At 68.2% G+C, this 18231-nt stretch carries 17 protein-coding genes and 1 pseudogene; 9 read left to right on the top strand and 9 right to left on the bottom strand.

From position 1 onward, the window contains the following. Nucleotides 1-21: 21 nt before the first annotated feature. The 3 genes and pseudogenes from AC1DIW_RS14870 to AC1DIW_RS14860 all read right to left on the bottom strand — a co-directional run bounded on the left by AC1DIW_RS14870 (nucleotide 22) and on the right by AC1DIW_RS14860 (nucleotide 4772). Nucleotides 22-970: pseudogene (locus AC1DIW_RS14870) on the bottom strand (acyl-CoA thioesterase). 107 nt (nucleotides 971-1077) lie between these two features. After that, the gene (locus tag AC1DIW_RS14865; RefSeq protein WP_478109093.1) at nucleotides 1078-3594 is read right to left on the bottom strand and encodes an FtsK/SpoIIIE domain-containing protein; all 2517 of its coding nucleotides are present in this window, start codon (nucleotides 3592-3594) and stop codon (nucleotides 1078-1080) included. Continuing rightward, nucleotides 3513-4772 carry a hypothetical protein gene (locus tag AC1DIW_RS14860; protein WP_478109091.1) on the bottom strand — a complete coding sequence of 420 codons (1260 nt, stop codon included), beginning with the start codon at nucleotides 4770-4772 and terminating at the stop codon, nucleotides 3513-3515. The genes AC1DIW_RS14865 and AC1DIW_RS14860 overlap by 82 nt, the downstream gene beginning before the upstream one ends. 109 nt (nucleotides 4773-4881) lie before the next feature. Between AC1DIW_RS14860 and AC1DIW_RS14855 the strand changes: the two genes are divergently transcribed. Next, on the top strand, nucleotides 4882-5025 hold the full coding sequence (locus tag AC1DIW_RS14855; protein ID WP_478109090.1) for a hypothetical protein: 144 nt from the start codon (nucleotides 4882-4884) through the stop codon (nucleotides 5023-5025). Between the two features lie 138 nt (nucleotides 5026-5163). On the opposite strand, the gene AC1DIW_RS14850 is transcribed toward AC1DIW_RS14855, so the two are convergent. Continuing rightward, nucleotides 5164-5433, bottom strand: a complete 270-nt coding sequence (locus tag AC1DIW_RS14850) for a hypothetical protein (protein WP_478109088.1) — start codon at nucleotides 5431-5433, stop codon at nucleotides 5164-5166. 325 nt (nucleotides 5434-5758) lie between these two features. After that, nucleotides 5759-6865, bottom strand: a complete 1107-nt coding sequence (locus tag AC1DIW_RS14845; RefSeq protein WP_478109087.1) for a GmrSD restriction endonuclease domain-containing protein — start codon at nucleotides 6863-6865, stop codon at nucleotides 5759-5761. 310 nt (nucleotides 6866-7175) lie between these two features. On the opposite strand from AC1DIW_RS14845, the gene AC1DIW_RS14840 reads away from it, so the two are divergent. The 4 genes from AC1DIW_RS14840 (at nucleotide 7176) to AC1DIW_RS14825 (ending at nucleotide 10121) form a co-directional block, all read left to right on the top strand. Further along, entirely contained in the window at nucleotides 7176-7715 is a 540-nt protein-coding gene (locus AC1DIW_RS14840; RefSeq protein ID WP_478109085.1) for an excalibur calcium-binding domain-containing protein, read from the top strand. Next, a complete protein-coding gene (locus tag AC1DIW_RS14835) occupies nucleotides 7712-8065 on the top strand; it encodes a hypothetical protein (protein ID WP_478109083.1) in 354 nt (117 codons plus the stop codon). The genes AC1DIW_RS14840 and AC1DIW_RS14835 overlap by 4 nt, the downstream gene beginning before the upstream one ends. Before the next feature lie 9 nt (nucleotides 8066-8074). Next, on the top strand, nucleotides 8075-8791 hold the full coding sequence (locus tag AC1DIW_RS14830; protein WP_478109081.1) for a DUF6994 family protein: 717 nt from the start codon (nucleotides 8075-8077) through the stop codon (nucleotides 8789-8791). 763 nt (nucleotides 8792-9554) lie between these two features. Next, nucleotides 9555-10121 (top strand): hypothetical protein, encoded by a 567-nt coding sequence (locus tag AC1DIW_RS14825; RefSeq protein WP_478109079.1) that lies wholly within the window; start codon nucleotides 9555-9557, stop codon nucleotides 10119-10121. 960 nt (nucleotides 10122-11081) lie between these two features. On the opposite strand, the gene AC1DIW_RS14820 is transcribed toward AC1DIW_RS14825, so the two are convergent. Beyond that, complete coding sequence (locus AC1DIW_RS14820) at nucleotides 11082-11444, bottom strand: hypothetical protein (protein ID WP_478109077.1); 363 nt, start codon at nucleotides 11442-11444, stop codon at nucleotides 11082-11084. A 285-nt stretch (nucleotides 11445-11729) separates the two neighbouring features. Continuing rightward, nucleotides 11730-12989: a hypothetical protein gene (locus tag AC1DIW_RS14815; protein WP_478109075.1), complete on the bottom strand. Its 1260-nt coding sequence runs from the start codon at nucleotides 12987-12989 to the stop codon at nucleotides 11730-11732. A 3-nt stretch (nucleotides 12990-12992) separates the two neighbouring features. Between AC1DIW_RS14815 and AC1DIW_RS14810 the strand changes: the two genes are divergently transcribed. Together AC1DIW_RS14810 and AC1DIW_RS14805 are read left to right on the top strand one after the other, a co-directional pair. Next, on the top strand, nucleotides 12993-13400 hold the full coding sequence (locus tag AC1DIW_RS14810; RefSeq protein WP_478109074.1) for a hypothetical protein: 408 nt from the start codon (nucleotides 12993-12995) through the stop codon (nucleotides 13398-13400). A gap of 340 nt (nucleotides 13401-13740) precedes the next feature. Then, nucleotides 13741-14550 (top strand): hypothetical protein, encoded by an 810-nt coding sequence (locus tag AC1DIW_RS14805; RefSeq protein WP_478109072.1) that lies wholly within the window; start codon nucleotides 13741-13743, stop codon nucleotides 14548-14550. Between the two features lie 109 nt (nucleotides 14551-14659). Here AC1DIW_RS14805 and AC1DIW_RS14800 read toward each other — a convergent pair whose 3' ends face one another. After that, nucleotides 14660-14929, bottom strand: a complete 270-nt coding sequence (locus tag AC1DIW_RS14800; RefSeq protein WP_478109071.1) for a hypothetical protein — start codon at nucleotides 14927-14929, stop codon at nucleotides 14660-14662. A gap of 797 nt (nucleotides 14930-15726) precedes the next feature. After that, nucleotides 15727-15912, bottom strand: a complete 186-nt coding sequence (locus AC1DIW_RS14795; protein WP_478109069.1) for a hypothetical protein — start codon at nucleotides 15910-15912, stop codon at nucleotides 15727-15729. Nucleotides 15913-16276: 364 nt separating this feature from the next. Here AC1DIW_RS14795 and AC1DIW_RS14790 point away from each other — a divergent pair, with 364 nt between their 5' ends. Both AC1DIW_RS14790 and AC1DIW_RS14785 read left to right on the top strand, forming a co-directional pair. Continuing rightward, nucleotides 16277-17143: a S1C family serine protease gene (locus AC1DIW_RS14790; protein WP_478109068.1), complete on the top strand. Its 867-nt coding sequence runs from the start codon at nucleotides 16277-16279 to the stop codon at nucleotides 17141-17143. Nucleotides 17144-17414: 271 nt separating this feature from the next. Beyond that, nucleotides 17415-18005, top strand: coding sequence for a hypothetical protein (locus AC1DIW_RS14785; protein WP_478109066.1), 591 nt, complete (start codon nucleotides 17415-17417; stop codon nucleotides 18003-18005). Nucleotides 18006-18231: the final 226 nt, after the last annotated feature.

Raw genomic sequence — 18231 nt, 5'->3', positions numbered from 1 at the left:
CCGCGGCGACCCCGGGCCGCCTCAGGGGATGTGGCGCTCGGCGTCGACCTGGTTGCGCATCGCGACGAGCTGGAGTGCGTGGTCGCGCAGGGCGACGTCCTCGTCGCTGACCGGCGTCCACGGCCTGGCGGCGACGGCGGTGCCGTCGCTGTCGAGGGGCACGAAGACGATGAGGGAGTGGGTGGTGAGGTCGAGCTCGTCCGTGGCCGGGTCACCCGATCGCACGTGGACGCTGATGTGCATGCTCGACGTGCCGGTGAGGAGCAGCCGGGCCTCGACCTCGACGAGGTGCCCGATCCGCAGCGGCCGGTAGAAGCGCACTCCACCGGCGTAGACGGCGACGTTGGAGGCCGACCCGGTCCACCGCGTGGCGAGCACGTGGGCGGCCTCGTCGATCCAGCGCATGACGATGCCGCCGTGCACCTTGCCGCCCCAGTTGACGTCGGTGGGCGCTGCGAGGAAGCGCAGCACGACCCGTGGCGCGGTGCCCGCGTCGCTGTAGGTCTGGGCCTCCATGGCAGCAGCGATCTCGCCCCGCAGCGCGATGCGCGTGACGGCGCTCTCCTGCCACTCGCGGTCGCGCTCGTCCTCGGGGACGAGCCGGGGGACCGGGGTGGGCTTGCCGTGCTCGTCGACGGCGACGAAGACCATGATGCAGTCGGTCGTAGGGCGCAGGTCGCCGTCCTTGGGGTTGCCCGCCGAGACGGTGACGAGGATGTGCATGCTCGTCGTGCCCGTGTGGATGACCCGGGCGGTGGCTTCGACGAGATCGCCGACCTGGACGGGGCCTGAAGCGCACGTTGCCGACGTAGGCCGTGACGCTGTAGGTCCCGCTCCATCCCGCTGCCGCGGCGTAGCCCGCCTTGTCGATCCACTCGAGGACCCGTCCTCCACCCACGGTGCCGGAGTAGCCGGCGTCGGTCGGCGCAGCGAGGAAGCGCAGGGTGATCTCTCGGGCGCCGCGGGGCATGGGTCCTCCTGGATAGGGGTTTCGGCCACGAGCGTGGCAGACCTGGCGGCATCGTGGCGCGCGGGTCCGACCTGCGGGAGACGGTCGGGGCGAGGGCGGCGACCGGGTCAACAGGCCGGACGCCGCCCATCGTCCCTGTACGGCATCGGTGGGGGCGAGGTCAACGCCGTCGTCGGGCCGAGCTGTGCGACCTGGATCGCCGTCGCGCAGCCGTCGACCACGAGGTGTCCGCGGCCGGGGCGGCGGATCCGCTCGGGGTCGACGCGGACGCCGAGGACGTCGCCGTCTGCAGGCACCGACGCACCGAGGAGGATGCCGAAGCCGTCTCGGGCAACCTCGGGCACGAGACCTCGAAAAGCGGTGTTGGCTCGTGCGAGCTCGCTGGCGACCACGAGAACCCCGTCCGTGTCGTCGACGAGCCGCGCGACCTCGACGAGCGGTGCCTCGACAGGGCTGCCGTCCACGAGCTCCACGTCGTCGACGAGGAGGCACAGGTCCGGGTCGGACCGTCGAGCCGCGATGAGGTGGTCGGCGTCGTGCTGCGTCAGCTGCTGGCACCCGGTCGCGCTCGCCCAGGCGGACAGGGCCGATCGCCGGGGCGAGACGACGGCGAGGTGTCGCCCCTGCTCCAGCAAGCCCGCTCCGATGGTCGCGAGGCTGGACGATCGTCCGGACCGGTTCGGTCCGGCCACGACGAGTCGACGGCGCCCGGGTCCGAGCGGCAGCTTCGTCGGGGCCGCGTCGTCGCCCGCGAGCCCGAGCCACAGGCCTTCGCCGGCGGGCATGGTGTCGACCGTGACCCGCTCTGGCAGCGCCGTGATCCGCCACGGGGGTCGATTCGGCGCGAGGGTCGACGAGCCGCGTCCGCTCGTGGTCGAGCGGCTCGAGGGTACGGCGCGAGCCAGCGCGCGAGCCACGCCCTGGGCGGCCGGCTCGAGCGGGTCACCACCGCCCGGGAGGGCCAGCTGCAGCTCGTGGCCGGTCTGCAGGTCGATCGCCCGTCCCGGGGGACGGGGTGAGGCGGCGACCGACGGCGCGACCCCGGCCAGCGTGAGGTCCAGGGGGTCCGGCATGTGCAGCACCAGTCGTCGTTCCAGCAACCCGGGCAGCCGTCCGGACAGGATCGCCCGTCCACCGGTGACGGCGAACCTGACGCCCGCTGCGGGCCCGTCCCGAAGGAGCCGGTGGAGGTCGTCGACAGGTGCGCCGTGATCGATGCCCGCCAGGGACTCCTCGAGGGACTCCCAGCCGTCCACGAGCACGACGGTGTGTGCCGGTCCCACCTCGTCTCCGTCGACCAGGCGGAGCAGGCGCAGCACCAGCCGCCGGCTCAGCGCCGGGTTCCCGGAGTCGGTCACCGTGCCGACGTGGGGGAGCTGTGCGAGCGCCGCGCAGGGTCCCGGGGCGCCCTGGAGCACGTGGACGTGCACGTCGCGCGCCACTGCGGTCTCGGCCAGTCCGACCGCCAGGGTCACCAGTGCCGTGGATCGACCTGAGCGAGGACCCCCGGCGATGCCGAGGTGCCCGCGCTCCTCGTGACGCCAGCAGAAGGTCTCGCGCCGCTGTTCCGCGGGCACGTCGACCAGGCCCAGCGGTACCCCTACGGCCCTCGCCGCGGCCTCGGCCCCGGTCGTGACCGCGCCCAGATCGAGTGCGGTCACGACCGCTGGGAGCGGAGCCAGCCAGGGCGGCGTCGACGCGTCGATCCCGAGGCGGCGAGCGGCGGCGTTCGCGGCCGCGACCACGGTGTGCAGCTCCGTCGGGCGGTCCGAGGCGTCCGTCGGCGGCTCGACGTCTCGCCGAGGGACGGGCGACACCAGGTCCCGGACCATGACGCGGATCGGGCCACCAGCCCTGGGGGCATCCGGGAGCGGGCGACCGAGGTAGGCGGTCTGCACCGTCGTCAGCGTCCGGTCACCGACGCGCAGGCAGGCTCGCCCGGGCGCCCGCGGGTCCAACGACGCTGCGTCAGCGGCATCGATGACATCCTCGCTGTCGGCGCGGTCGCGGACCCTCAAGGCGATGCGGCACGCCACATTGGCGCGCATGTCCGCCGACACGATGCCCGCAGGGCGTTGCGTCGCGAGGACGAGATGGAGTCCCAGGGACCGGCCGAGGGCAGCCACACGAACGAGTCCGTTGATGAAGTCGGGGAACTCATCGGCGAGAGCCTTGAACTCGTCCACGACGATGACGAGCCGTGCCAGGACCGGCAGCTCACGGCATACGGAGGCAGCGCGGCGGTAGTCCTCGAGGTCTCGTGCCGACGCCTTGGCGAGGAGCCGCTCGCGGCGTCTCATCTCGGCGTCGAGCGACGTGAGCGCGCGGGCGGTGAGACGGGCGTCGAGGTCGGTGACGAGACCGACCGTGTGCGGCAGCCGGGCGCACTCGCTGAAGGCCGAACCGCCCTTGTAGTCGACGAGCACGAAGCCGAGCTCATCGGGCCGGTTGGTCACGGCGAGGCCGGTCACCAGGGCCTGGAGCAGCTCGGACTTGCCGGAGCCCGTGGTGCCACCCACGAGCACGTGCGGCCCGTCAACGCTCAGGTCGACCGTGAGGCGCCCGTCGGACGTGCGTCCCAGCAGCGCGACCGGACGCCCGGTGCTCCGCGTCCACGACTCCACGAGCCCGTCGGCCGTGCCCGGGTCGAGCCGGTTCCGCGGTGCAGGGCGATGAAGGACACCGCCCGCGGCAGCGCCGCGTGCCCGGACTCGGGGGTCGCGTCGACGAAGGGGGCCATCGCGCGGCTCACCCCCTCGAGCCAGCCGCGCGAAGGCAGGTCGGGCACGATCCCGGAGAGCGTCCGACCGTCCTCGCGCAAGATCGCCTCCTCTCCTGTGTGGGCGATGTCCAGGGACACCCGCGTCTCGGCGGGCAGCGAGGTGATGTCGCGGTCGATGCAGAGGAAGCCGACTCCCGCCGGTGGGCCGTCCCGGAGCAGCTCTGCCACGCCGGGTAGAGCCCGCATGACGCTGGCCCCGTCCAGGACGACGAGGAGGTCCGGGAACGCGCGGCCCGAGATCCTCGCCTCGCCGCCACGTGCAGCGAGGCGGCCGTCGACGAGCGCCCGCAGAGCAGTGACGTGTCGCAGAACGTCCGCGGCGCCACCGGCCACGCGGGCACCCGCCCCATCGTCGTCACGCAGGTGCGGCAGGTGAACGGCCCACTCCCAGTCGACGAGGTGGCGTGCGGTGTCAGCCAGCACCTGGAGTCCCAGCCGGCGGGGCGTGTGCCAGGTCGCAGCCTGGACCACGAGGGCGCCCACGAGCGACAGCGTGTGGTCGCGACGGCCCGCGATCCCGACGACGCCCGACGTGGCGAGGTCCACCACCGCAGGTAGCCCGTCGATGGACGGAAGCCCTTCAGGGACAAGGCCGCCGACCGCGACCGCCGCAGGCTGCGCCGCGGTGCCGACCCGGAGGACTAGGTGGTCATCATCGTCCGGCCGTCGCTCCCACAGCCGGGTGCCACGCCTGCGCACGACGGCTTCGAGCAGGCCCAGGTCCGGATGCCGCGCGTGTCGAGTCGCGGCATCCGCGACGGTGGCGCGGGCGAGGTCGGCCCGTGCCTGCTCCAGCTGGGCGGCATGCTCACGCACCAGCCGGCGGTACGACTTCCGGCCCGCACGCCGGTCGCTCCACCACTGTCCGAGGAGCGTCACGGGTGACAGCAGCGCGAAGAGGAGGAGCGCCTGCGAGGAGAGGGCCACGGCGAGTCCGGCCGACACCACCAACGGCGCGAGCGACCCGAGCAGGGGCATCCGGTGGTGGTCCGGGCGTCTCGGGGTGTCGGGGAAGGTCACTTCCAGCGGAGTGCCGCCGTCACGGAAGCGCGGCTGCCGGTGGATGTGGACCTCGCCGTCGATGACCTGGCACGAGCCGTGGAGCGGCTGACCGCTCTACCGTGGGTGCATGCGGACAGTCAGGCAGCGGTGGCAGCAATGGCGGCGGACGTGGTCGGCGTGGGCCGCTCGAGCAGAGGCTGCCTCGGTGGCGATGGTGGAGGAGCACCCCGAGAGCGGGGAGGAGGTGTCCCGACTCGTGCTGAGGCGCTGACCCCTCTTCCAGAAGGTTCCTTGGAGTCCTGCCCGCGGTCGAGACGCCACATTCCGCGGCGCCCGTGCGCGAACGGCGATACCTGCCGCGTGCCCTGGGTGAGGAAAGTTCTGGACCGGTCGCAATGCGCAGGGACGGTCAGTCCCCGCCGAGGACCCCTGCAAGGAACCAGCCCGCGGCGCCGCAGGCCACGACGAGCGCGGCCCAGAAACCCGCGCTCTGCTCGTCCTGACCCTGCTTGTGGTTCGAGACGGCGATGCCACCGGCAACGACGGCCAACCCCAGCACCGGCCACTTGGTGACCCCGAGCAACGCCCCCAGCAGCTCCAGCAACGGCCTGGTCTCCTCGGGGGACACCGCGGCGGGTACGGCCCCGAGGAGGATGAGTTCCGGTCGCAACGCGTACATCGGACGTCCCCTTCGTCTCGCCAGTCTTTTCAAGGTAGCCCGGCTCGGCAGGCAGCGGCGAAGAATCCTGGCTTCGGGTCCTTCCGGGTCACGGGTCCACGACATAGGTCAGTCCGGATCGTTGGAGTGGAGCGGTGATCTGTTGAGGTTGTTCGGCTGGGACTCCATCGCCCGGTTATCTCGTGTTCACCCTTGGGGCCTTTCGCCAATGCACAAGGTCGCGGCACCGGACAGCTGGTACCCGCCTCGGTTGCCGCGCAGCATCGGCATTCCCCTTGGTGCGCTGACGATCGTGCTTCCTTGCGGCCGTTTCAGCGAGTGGCTGCTACTCGCAGGCGATGCCGTCGCCATCCCGGTCGAGCTGGCGGGAGTATCCCGGCTGGCCAGCACGGATCGGGGCAGCGCCGGCGGCACGGGCGGCCGCGCAGTTCTGGTAGTAGACGTCACCCGCGGGAGCCGGGGCCGGAACGGGCTTCGGGCTGGCGGCAGGCTTGGGGGTCGTGGCTGGCTTGGGGGCCGCGGTGGGCTTCGGTGCACCCGCCGTGGGCGCAGCCGCTGCGCCGCTGGAGGCCTGCGCGTCGGTGGGAAGCGGCTGGCCGGGGCAGGTCGACAGGACGCGGGCGATCGCGTCGCGCTCCGGGGCGGTCACCCATAGGTGGTACTTGGCCTTGATGGCGACCTGCCGGGCCACGTACGGGCAGCGGAAGCTCTTGTTGGGCGGGAGCCAGGAGGCGGCGTTCGAGGCGCCCTTCTGCATGTTGAGGTGCCCGTCCGCGGCCAGGAGCACCAGCGGGTCGTTGGCGTAGTCGCGACGGGTGTCGGCGTTCCACTGCTGCGCGCCGGACTGCCACGCATCGGCCAGGGCGACGACGTGGTCGATCTGCACGAGGGAGGACGTGCTGGCGCCGCGCGTGAACGTAACCGGCTGTCCCGAATAGGGCTCGGTGAACGACCCCGTCAGGACGACGCACCCGTTCGTGCCGGCCTTGAGGGTCGTGTTGCGCAGGTCGCGGCGCAGGATGTCGTTGCGGGTGTCGCACCCGTTGTGGCCGAGGGCGACGCTAACGTCATCGCTCCACGCTTGGCCGAACTGCTCGCGGGTGTACCCGGTCATCGGCGCTCGGCCCTTGACCGGCAGAGTCGCCAGGGCGGCCCCGGCCTTGCCGGTAGCCGCCACGGGTGTGGCGGTGGCCAGCGAAGAGGGGCTGCTCGGCGTCTCGGCCGGGGTGGCCTGTGGGGCGACGCTGGTGGCGTCGGCGGCGGGCTCAGCGGTGGCCGCGTCGGGCGTAGGCGCAGATGTGTCGGGGAGGGTCTCGCTGGCGACCTGTGGCGGTGCGGTCGAGCCGCGGTCTTCTCCTGTGGCGGAGCGGGCGCCCCACGCGATGAGGCCTACAGCGGAGAGGGCGATGACGCGTTTCGGTGTCCACTTCATGATCTGGTCGTGCTGCCGTTCCCCTGTCGGCAGTGGGACCTGTTCCCACCCGCTCCGGCGACAGTCTGACACCTGCCGCTGACATCGGCGCGCGGCAGGGCACGTGTGGGCTGCCGGGCGAGCGACCGCACCTGCGAAGGAGGCCGCAGCTTGGGATTCCTGAGCGAGGGGTCGCCAGTCTTGGGGCCGATCGGTCGTACTGGCACCGAGCGAGCAGTTCGCCTCCACCAGGAGGGCTGACTGCGAGCATCAGGACCTGCTGCGGCCATGTACTCTCAGGCCACACACAGGCACCGATCAGGAGAAGTCCATGAATTTCTACACGCGCGCTGGCATCGCCGCTCTTGTGCTGACTGCAACGCTCGCTGGCTGCGGTAGCGCCGAGCCCACCGGGACCACTCCGGTCAAGCTCGTTGACGTGGTGACGCCGTCCGCGCCGCTGATCAGCACCTCGACCGTCGACGCTGCAGCCCAGCAGGCGGAGGCCAAGCAGGCGGCTGACGCGAAGGCCGCCGAAGAGGCGAAGGCTGCCGCAGACGCGAAGGCCGCCGCAGAGGCGAAGGCTGCCGCCGCAGCCAAGGCCGATGCGACCGCCAGGGCTAACGCTGCCGCCGCAGCGAAGGCCGCCAAGGCTGCCGCAGCAGCCAAGGCCGATGCGACCGCCAGGGCCAACGCAGCCGCCGCTGCGAAGGCCAAGGCTCCCAAGCCGGTCTACGTTGCCCCGCAGCCGAGCACCTACTACGCCAACTGCACTGCGGTCAGGGCAGCCGGTGCCGCTCCGATCTATGCCGGGCAGCCCGGCTACTCGCGCAAGCTCGACCGCGACGGAGACGGCATCGCCTGCGAGTGAGGCATGGAATCGGCCTCGCGCAGCAGAACCCGCTGAGGCGGGCCGACCTTGACGACTTCGTCGCCGCCTACCTTCCTGAAACATTGACCAGCGAACGGACCGAGTCGGAAAGGTGGAAGGCCTTCACCTACGACGAGATCATCGCCCGCGACAAGGCCAACCTTGACATCACCTGGCTGCGCGACGAGTCCCTCGAAGACCTCGACAACCTGCCCTCGCCGGACGTCATCGCTCGCGAGATCGTTGAAGATCTCACCGCAGCGCTGGCCGAGTTCGAGGCCGTGGCAGTGGCGCTCGAGGCACAGCTCGAGGGAGCCAGCGAGCCCCCGACCTCCTCAGTGCCTGAGTAGAAGGACACCATGACGATCGACGTCACGTTCGACTTCCGCACGGACGCGACGACAGACGACCCCGACCAGAGCAGCCCGACCTTGCGCCGCTACCACCAACTGTTGTGGACCAAGCCGCTGCCGAGTGGTCACCGCTTCGATCTGGACACCACGACCCCCTGGTCGTACCTGCACCACAGTTCCGACATCGGCGAGTTCTTCCTCAGCAGCGACTCCATCATCCCCACCTTCAGCTACTGGGTGACGACCGCCGAACTGATCGCCCAGCTTCCGACGACCGACGTGGAGCAGTTCTTGGCGGTCGGGTACACGATCGGCGGGATGATGATCTTCCCCGGCAACAAGGTGGACGGGAAGTGGACCATCAACATGGCGCGAGGGATGACCCGCGCCATCGCGGACCGAATGGACCTTACGCTCGAGTGCATCCGACGCCACTACGCGGGCGACATCGACACCCCACTTGGTGCGGCCCTGGCCCGCTACGCCGAGTTCTTCGCCCTGTTCGGCGACTTCCGTGGCTACGTCGACTTCTTCCTCCTGCAGGACCTCGTCAGCACCGGGTACGACCGCGTGAACTTCTTCATGGACTTCCACGACTTCAGATCGCCCTCGGTGCCCCGCGACATCGCCACGTACGCGCAGTATCGGGATGCGTCGATCCAGTTCGTCCGCGCCCGCAACGACCGCATCGCCTCGTGGGCCGCCAATAACCTGAGCGGGTAGCGGTACCGAAACCCGCGACCCCGCGTTGGCGATCCCAACCAACAGATCAGCGATCTTAGGTGTGGGCATCTACGGCCATGGTCAGGGTGCATGATCGACTCGGGGCAGACCGACTCGGCAGTTCGCTTGTGTGACAGTCAATCTCGAGGCTGAGGAGGCCTGCGCGTGCTGATCCGGTGCTACAACTACGCGGCCATGATCCCGGACCGCTATAGCGCCTCCCTGGGCCAGCTTCAGGGCACCGGGCTCGTGACGCCGACGTTCGCTGGTTGACCGCCCCTCTAGCGTCTGGTGTCAACGTCACCATTGTCCCTTTCCGGAACGACGGCCGGGTAGGGCTCGACTGATAAGCTCTGTGACCCGACCTGCGCCAGCACCGCCGACACCCCCCGGCTACTTGCCCGAGTGGCGGGGGTGTCTGTGGTTGAGCGCATGACTACAGCAGTCGGTGAAGGTGGGGGATGGTCGGGGCCTTCCAGGACTTGGCAGTCAGCCTCGTGGACGGAATGCACATAGCGATGGCCCAGACTGAGAACCAGAGCATGAACCATGCCAGAAAACCGAAGAGAACGACCATAAGCACGGTCAACTTAATAGTGATTCTCAGCATAAGTGCGAAAAGCCCGATCATGGCCCGAACCCTAGCCGTCCCCGGATGGCCACGTGGCCGGATAGCCACGTTTGGTGGGGTGCATCAAGCCAAGTGGGATCTCAGTTCGGCTCGGGTGACATTCCCACCGTTTGGTGCCGGAGGGGCACTAGCGTGAGTGCCACACTCTGGGCGCGGATGGAGACCAGCATGCACATGGCGGGGACCGAAGTAGACGCACTCACTGAAGAGCTTTTGGTAGTCGGAAGCTACACCCCGCACGTGTTGATAGTGCAGGCGCTGCGGTCGGTTACTGCCGACACCGCCGCCCCCGGTGTGACATCCGTCTTCACGGATCGGCCATCAGGCGACGGCACCCACTGGGTGGTCATGCGACTCGCCGGCGAGTCGCTGGCCTACCTCGACGTCACCATCCACACCTCCCGGCCTGACGTCACCATCCGCTCCTCCTCCCAACCCGACCTCACCATCCACACCTCCCGGCCCGACCTCACCATCGAACAGTGCTGGAGTCGTCCTCTGTCCTCTGTCCTCGCCCTCCACCTGGTGAAGTTGAATAGCTCAGGGCACCAAGACACTGACGGCTTCTGGTGGGCTCCCACGTGGGAGGTTGAGATCCAAGGCGTCGGCAGGGTCCAGATCCCGCGTTCCGAGGGGCTGACCGCTATGGACGCGTATGAAGCACTCGCGTTCGCGCTGGCGGCTCGAGCAGGCGCCTGACCATCGCCCTAATCCCGTGCAAGAGTGCCGCTATCGTGACGGCTGGGTGTAATCCGTGTCGTCTCGGATGTGGGCATACGTATCCGCACCAACCCAGTGGCAATAGACCTTGCGCTCCCCCGGGAGTGACAGCCGACGTGAGTGCCCGTTGACGCTCGACCAGGCGGCGACCTCCGGGACTGGAGTACCCCAAGCGCGCCTCTTGTCGGCGACATGTTCGAGGGCTGGCGTGAGGTCCGTGTCCGCCGAGAAGACGATACCTACGTCGTAGCGCTTCTCATGGCCCATGATGGCGAAGTCCAAGGCTAGGGCGACGTCGATGCCCTTCTCTTGTGGCCGCTCCGACGGGTCGCAAGCATGCGGCCACCCGTCGGGATACCGAAGGGCTCGCGTGATGACCTTGACCCTGTCGTCAAGCGTCCAAGCCGCGATCTGGCGACGCGCAGCTCCGTATGCCTTGGGATCTCGAGCCGAGGCCGGTAGCCCGCGGTAGACGCGCACCTCTGCGAGTTCGCGAGGCTCGCGAGCGTCAGACGCCAGATGGAGACCCAGCTTGAGTGGGTCTATTTGACCAAAAAAGTGGGGATCCCAAGCGTGCGTGTGGAAGGCCGAGCGCGCCACGGTAAACGTTTTGGTAATCCACGAACACGACAACGCTCTTCGTCACTGAAGGCCGCCCAACGGGAAAAAGTAATCCCCACCAGTGCAGCCCGGAGGCTGGACGGTGGGGAGGAGTAGGTACAACCTAGCACGGAGCTAGAACCCGCGCATAACTCCGGAGACATCGTGTCGAGGCCCCGCCCGCCAGGGTGAGCGGGGCTCTGTTGCTGGCCGCTCGTGTGGCGTGGGGTGCCGCGGTCAGCGTGTTGCGATTTGGTCGCTAAGGGAGCCTACGAGGCGCCACGGACAAGACAACGCCCCGACCGGAGGGCGCGGTCGAGGCGTTGTCGCCGGCCACGCTTAGCCGCAGGTGTCGTTGAAGAACTTGCGGGCGACGTCGCGGTCGAAGATCTGTTGCCCGCTCCTGGCGAACGAGTTCAGCATCCCGTCCTGCATGGCGGGGATCTTCCAGGCATCGCAGATCTGTGTCTGCTGGGTGGCCGGCAGGCTGTTCCATGTCGACAGCAGGGCTCGCTGCTGGGCGTCCGAGAACCGGGTGGACGCCGCAGCGGTCTCGGTGACCGTCACCGTTGGGCCGGGGGTCTCGAGCGTCTGGGTGACCGCCTGAGTGACCGTCTGGGTGGGCTGTGCCGGGGCTGTGGTGCCGCAGCCCGCGAGCAGTGCGGTTCCCATGAGTACGACAGCGGTCTTTCTGTTCAGCATGATTTGCCCTTCTTATGCCCGTTTTGGGTCAAGGGTAGGGCGCGGACGCCCTAGCCCGTTGGGGGAAGCGGCTAACGCGATACCAGCGAACGTGCGCAGCCTGCCGAGACAGGGAGGCTCGGCGAGCGCGGGTCCAGGAGCGCGCCACAGCCGACCCCCGACCCTTTTCCAACGGGCGGGCCGGGGTGCCTAACAGGGCCTACGACTACGCCCACCGCAAGCGCCGGGCACAGCCCCTGCCGAAAGCGTTGGGGCATCCCTGCCCGCTGTGTGGCCTCGTCATGCTCAAAGATCAGGCCCTGCCGCCCCGCGCTCAGCGTCCCGTCGACGCCAGTCTCCGATGAACTCGTTCACCTTCTCATCGTGCGTCTCCCACAGGCCCCAGCGGAACTGCATCACCTGCCGCGCCTCGTCCGAGGCGCCAGCCATGGCCCTCCCGAGGGTGTTGTTGTCGACCCCTGGCAGCAATGAAGCCCGCATGGCGTCATCCCGGAGCAGCCGTGCCCAATACGGCTCGGACCGCCTGGAGTAATAGTGCCCGAAGGAGGGGTAGTACTGGCTGGCCCAGAACCCCCGGTTGGCGTCCAGGGAGGTCAGCACTACCAGCGCCGCCAGAGCGTCGAAGGCGCACAGCGAATCCAGGACGGGGTCACTCTCCGAGATCGGAGCATTGGGTTCGACATCGTACGCCTCGTCGTCGACGACATACGGGCGCAGCGCTGGCAGGTGGTGGGCTACGCGACGCGCCAGCGGTATCAGCGAGGCCTCTCGCTGGCCGGCCGTGGTCGTCGGGAAGGCTCCCGCCCGTGCAGCCTCCGTCAACCCATGACGCAGCCACGAGGCGTAGTACGCGACCGGCGCAGACTGGATCGCCAGGATGCGGACGGTCGCCCACTCTTTGAGCACGACAGCGAGGCCTCCCAAGGCCATCACGCGGCTGAGGATGTCAAGCCAGACGAGTTGGGGAGGCAGCATCGTGCCACCGCCGTTGAGGGCCGTGGAGCTGTAGAGCTGCGCGAGACAGTCGATCACGTCGGTCACGAGGTCTCCACGCCCGAGCGTCAGGGCGATCGCGCCGAGGGACACGATCCGGTCGAGGATGGAGTCGAAGACGTCTCGGTCACCACCCTTGGCAGCAGCCAGCGCTTCGCCGGGCACGCGAACCAGGAAGAGGCGGATCGGCACCGTGTCCGCACGGCGAAGGAGCTCCACGACGGCGCCGTCGAACGTGCCTTGGTCCAGTTGCCACACGAGTGCTTGCACCGGTCCCGCTGCGACTGACTGCCCCTGGGCGCCTGTCTGGATGGCCGCGACCATGGCGGCGAACTCGGTGCGGTGAGCCTCACGCTGGGCGGAGTCGCGCGGGGCGAGGAGCCGTTCCACGTCACCTTCGGCCCAGCGCTCGCTGGATGTGCCGTTGCGGACAAACACGTCGCCGGGCCGCATCACCGTCTTGGGTCCGCGCCCGCCCGGTCGGCCGTAGTCGCCCAGCGCCTTGACGACAGTGAACCCGAGCGGGTGCCGTGGCACGTAGACCAGCACCATGTGGTGGTCGTCGATGACGTGCTGCGCGGACACGACGTCGGTGCGGTGCAGCAGGCGATCCAGCTTCGGGCGGAGGTTCGCCTCGTCGAACTTTTTGGACAACGCCTCGTCCATGAGGTCGGTCGGGGTGCCATGGTCGTCTGCTCCGATGACCAGGTAGCCGCCGCACGACCGCATCGCGGCGACATCCTTGGCGAACTCGACGAGCTCGGCGCGTTCGTCGAGGTCCACGCGCCGCTTGTAGTCGAGGTTCGACACCTCGCAGCCGACGGCCAGCAGAGCGCGCAGCTTCTCGACGGTCACGACTGGTTCGACCACCACGACGTCATCGCTCACAGGTGGCATTCGATCACGTGGGACCGACATGTCGGCGGTGCGACGCTGTTCATCGCCGTTCTCGCCCCAGAGTGAGTCCTGCAACCCAGGACATGCAACAGGTACGAGTCAGAGGCCGAGCGCCTCACGGTCCTCGGCCGACAAAACCACTGTCCGCGGTGACCACGCCTTCGGTCGCTTCGCCCGATCGTCCAACCCAAGCAGCCGGCACCGAGCCATGATGAGCCCGCGGACCTCGCGGTGGCCGAGCCCGAGGGGCGGAGTGCGCCGGCCGTGCCTCGGCGTCGACGAGCCGGACGTGAAGCCCGTACGCAAGATTGCGCAAACCGGACACAAAGGTTCCCGGGAGCCTCTAACCTCCAAGAGGATCCGGGCGCGTCAGGGCGGCCGGGCAATGGCAGGGGAAGTCGTCACCGTGAAGTGGTTCGTCATCATCGTCATCCTGCTCGCCGTTGCAGCGGCAGGCTTCTACTTCATCCGGGTTCGCTCCGTGCCGTCCTCGCCGGAACGGGACGCGGCGAAAGGCGTTCTTCCCCAGGCTCGGGCGGACCTAAAGACTGCGCAGAAAGCTCGAGCGACTGCCGTGAAGCAGGCCACCTCTGGCTTGAACTCCGCGCAGAAGGCCTACGACAGCGCACTCGCCGCCGCGCGCAATGACCTGGCCGCGCTCACCGATCCCAAGGGCCGCAAGCTCGGGTCATACCGTGGGGTCACCGTCTACGAGCGCTGGATCGACACGCCCCATGGATCGGGGCCGGTCGCAGGGACAACTGCGAGCGTCGACGCGCAGATCTCCAGCCGGATCACCGCAACCCGGCTCCTGGCCGTTGGCGTCTTCGCGCTAGCGGCGAAGAAGAAGACCGGCACGGTATTCCTCTCGATCGACAACCCGCACGTAGCGTCAATCATCGAGTGCCCGGTCGATGACAACGCCCGCGCGCGCTCGTTCGCTGTCACTCTGATGAACGCCGGACGTCAGGCGGCCGCCATCGAAGCGGCACGGCCCGCGCAAATCGAGTCAGCCCGCCACCGGATCGCCACCGCCGAGCTAAACACTGCCGCGCTGGAGCAGGCCCGTGGCGAGCTCTCCGACGTCGAGAACGACGTGACACTTCTCGCCGCCATCGAGTCGGCAGAGGCCCGGCTCGTCACCGGGACAGCGGCGCTCGAGCAGCTCGGACACGCTCACGTCGCCGTGCCAGGGGCGCCCGAGACTTCCGGCTAAGACCGACCTCGACCCCGCGGTCACATTCCGCGATGAGCGGTCGGACACGCACGAAGCCGCCTGCTCCGGTTGCGGGGAGCCAGCAACCCAGGAGAGGCAACGGAGAGGCTCATAGACCGAGCACTGCGCGGTCCTCGGCTGACAGGACCACCGTCCGGGGAGCCCATGCCGACCCCTTCTCCCTCTGGTCGAGACCGAGAAGCCGGCACCGGGCCATGATGACGGCCCGAACCTCCCGGGCCGCGTCCACGTCACCGGCCATGGCCTTGTCCCACAGCGCAGCCTGCAGGGCGTCCAGCCTGGCGAGCTCGAGCCGTTGGTGGTCCTCGACGGCCTCCTTGCGATCCTTGGCCAGCGCGTCGTGGACGATGTGGTGCACCGTGCCCCTGTTGGCGTAGCCCAGCTCGTCGGCGGTCTACTGGTAGGTGCGCCCCTCGGTCGCCAGCTGGACGGCGCGGGCATGCCGGGCCGTGGCGAGGGCCTTGTTTCGGTGCCTGCCCGTGACGAGAGGGATGGCGGCCGGGACGCTCATGAGAATTATTCTCGCGCCCCCAGGTTGCTGAGCACCACAAGGCCCAGGAACCTGTCCGAAAAAGGCATATTCGGAACGAATCACTGACAGGATCCACACGGGTCGCAAGAGCTCAACTCAAGCACAACAGAAAGAGGCCAATACAGATGGTTCGTGGCTCTGCTCGTCGATCAGCGTCGATCGCCTTGATGGCGCTGGTGGCGTTGGCATGTACGGCCTGTGGCGCGAGTGCGCCATCCAAGGACGACATCGCAGCCTCGGTCTGTGGAAAAGCTCCGGTCAGTTGGAGCAGCAGTCGCAACGACGCGACGTGCAAGACGGGCGCCGGAATTGAGCCAGGCGTGCGCTTCTTTGAGACCCATGGCAAGTTGCAGGCGTTCCTCGATAACTCGTGTTCGGGCCTTTTGAGCGGTCGGGTCTACGTAGGAGACACCTGGATGGCTTATGCCGCCACTACGGACCAAGCCGCTGGCGCTATCGACGCCGGTGGAAGAAAGGCATGCCAGCCCGGCGACGCAGGGCCGAACGATTAGCGATAGCCCTGCGCGCGGCGCCGCGCGAAGGACTCGAAGTACCGGATCGCATCTCCCTCATGAAGCGACCCTTGGCTGGTGAACCGCGACGGTCCTTCGAGTCCTTCGCCCTCACCCGATGCGGGTGAGCAGCTCGGCCGAGAGCCACTGCTGCACCAAGACGCGGTCTGGCTCGATCAGGTAGGCGACGAGCGCGAACCAGGCGCCGTCTCTCTGCTGCCACTCGACGATGCCGGGGTGGGGGCCAGGGGCGTCAGGGCCACCACGGACCCAGCAGTGCCTGCGGCTGGGGGGCACCGGCGGGACGGGGTGCTCATGCCCCCGTCCTGAACCGCCAGCCATAACACCACTGTGGCGCATCCTCGAACTGGTGTTCGAGTCCTAGCCCTTCGGACGAGGCGACCGAAGGACCGTACGAACACACCACGGCTCGTCGTCGCTGAAGGTGCAAAACCCGATAACAACAAATCACCCGCCCGGTAGTGGCACGATCAGCAGACAGGGGGCCAGGGATCTCAAGGCCCGGATTTGCCGTGTGGAGGATCTCGTGAGCACCAGCCCATATCAATCCGTTCGTGCACACGAGACGGCGCCATTGCCCGAAACGGACCCTCCCCCGACTGGTCGAGGTCGAGGTCGGATGACGTCCTGGGCGGTCGCCGTGCTCCTGCTCGTCAACTTGGGAGCGGTGGGCTACAGCGTCGCGCAGCAACGCCAGGGCGATGCCAAGGTCACCGAGCTGACGGCGGCTTTGGGTCAACAGGCCACACTGATCAAGAATCTGCGTACGGACCTCGGAACGGTGCGGCAACGAGTGGTTGGGGCTGAGGCTGCAGCCAAGACCGCCAGCAACGACGCGACCAACGCGAAGGAAGCCGCGTCAACCGCGAACAACGAGGCGTCCAAGGCGAACAATGAGGCCTCGAAGGCGACCAAGGCGCAGGAAGCGGCAAAGGCTGCCACGCTCGATCCGAAGAGCGTCGCCGACAAGGCGATGCCTTCCATCGTTACCGTCCACTGTGGCGCGACTCTCGGGTCGGGGTTCGCAATCAAAGCCGCGTCACCGAGTGGTTACCAAACGGCCATACTGACCAATGAGCACGTCGTCGACGAGTGCACACTCGTGGGTGGGGCTGACCCCTATGCCTCGCAGGGGACCACGACGTTCGCCGGCAGCCTGGGAGAGTACGACGTCTACAACGACCTCGCGATCATGTACATCAAGCCGAAACTCTCACCGCTGCAGGTCGCGGCAACCGCAGCGATTGGTGACCCGGTCGTCGCAATCGGCTCCCCGTACGGTCTCGAGGGCACTGTGACCACGGGCATCATCTCCCGTATCGAGCAGGACTGGTACCAGACCTCTGCGCTCATCAACCACGGCAACTCCGGAGGACCGCTGTTTGACCGAAAGGGTGACGTGCTTGGCGTCAACACCATCGATGTCGCCGGCGGCGGGAGTGGACTCGGTGGATCGATCCGCTTCCGTGTCGTGTGCCAAGTCATCGCCAAGTCGGCCTGCAACTGACGCAAATACACCCGATGACCCCAGACCCGACCGGCGTTGGGGTGGGCAATCACCTAACACCGGGCCCGTCCTCCTCGGCGGAAGCTCATTCTCGCTGCGCCAGGTTCGGGCACTTGCGACGACTCGCGCCGTAGCGGGGAGTGCCTCGACCGAAGTGGGTGATCCGCTCCAGCCGGCTGTCCGGGGGGCTGAAGCGGTTCTGAAGCGGTCCTTGGGACGGTTTCCCCTGTCAGGAAAGCGCCACCCGGAACAACTCCCTGAGGAGAGCACGATGACCACGACCAGCACTCACGGATCCCGAATCACCAGCACCGCGCCCGCGCCGACCACGCCGAGTCGCCCCCAGTCGGACCTCAGCGCGAACACCGACACGACCGGATCACAGCACCGCGCCCACACCGCCCAGACCGTCATCGGACCCGAGCGCAAGCTCCGCCGCCTTCGCCGTTGGGCCGCTGCCCTTCTCGTGTCGGTCGGACTACTCTCGGGCACCTCGCTCCTCGCCGCGAGCAGCGCCGACGCCGCGGTCTACCTCGGAGGCGTCTGGGCAGTCTCCACCGCCAGCTACGACTGCGGAGCACACACCATAACGGTGTGGCCGATGACCAACGAGCCGCTCGACGGCGGGTTCAGCGTCTACTCCTCCGCCCAGGTCCGCGACCGCGCCTCTGGAACGTGGATCAGCACTGGCTGGCTGCTTGACACCGGCATCCAGGGCCACGTGTTTTACAACATGCGCAACTTCGACCCGTACGCCAAGGTGACCTACGCACGCTTCATCAACAACGCCTGGGTCTACCAGTCCGAGTGGATCCCGATCCAGACGAACCTCGACAGCATGGGCGTCTTCTGTAACCCGTGACAGAAGCCCTGACTGCGCACAGCGAACCACCGCCCACAGACTTGGGCGGCGGTTCGCTGTGCGCAGCCAGGGGGTCTGTCCGATCAATGGTGCAAGGGGCGCTTTCCATTTCAATGGTTCTCTCCTGCCGGCATTCCATCGGCGAAGGGCTGGCGAAGGCGTTCAGGTTGGCTTTCCACGGCACCGCCCATCGTCTCTGCGCTCATCACTCAATGACGGAGAGCTG

The sequence above is a fragment of the Terrabacter sp. 01T434 genome, from assembly GCF_056398545.1.
Note: the sequence above shows the minus strand (reverse complement) of the source record. Positions and strands in the feature narration are given on the sequence as shown.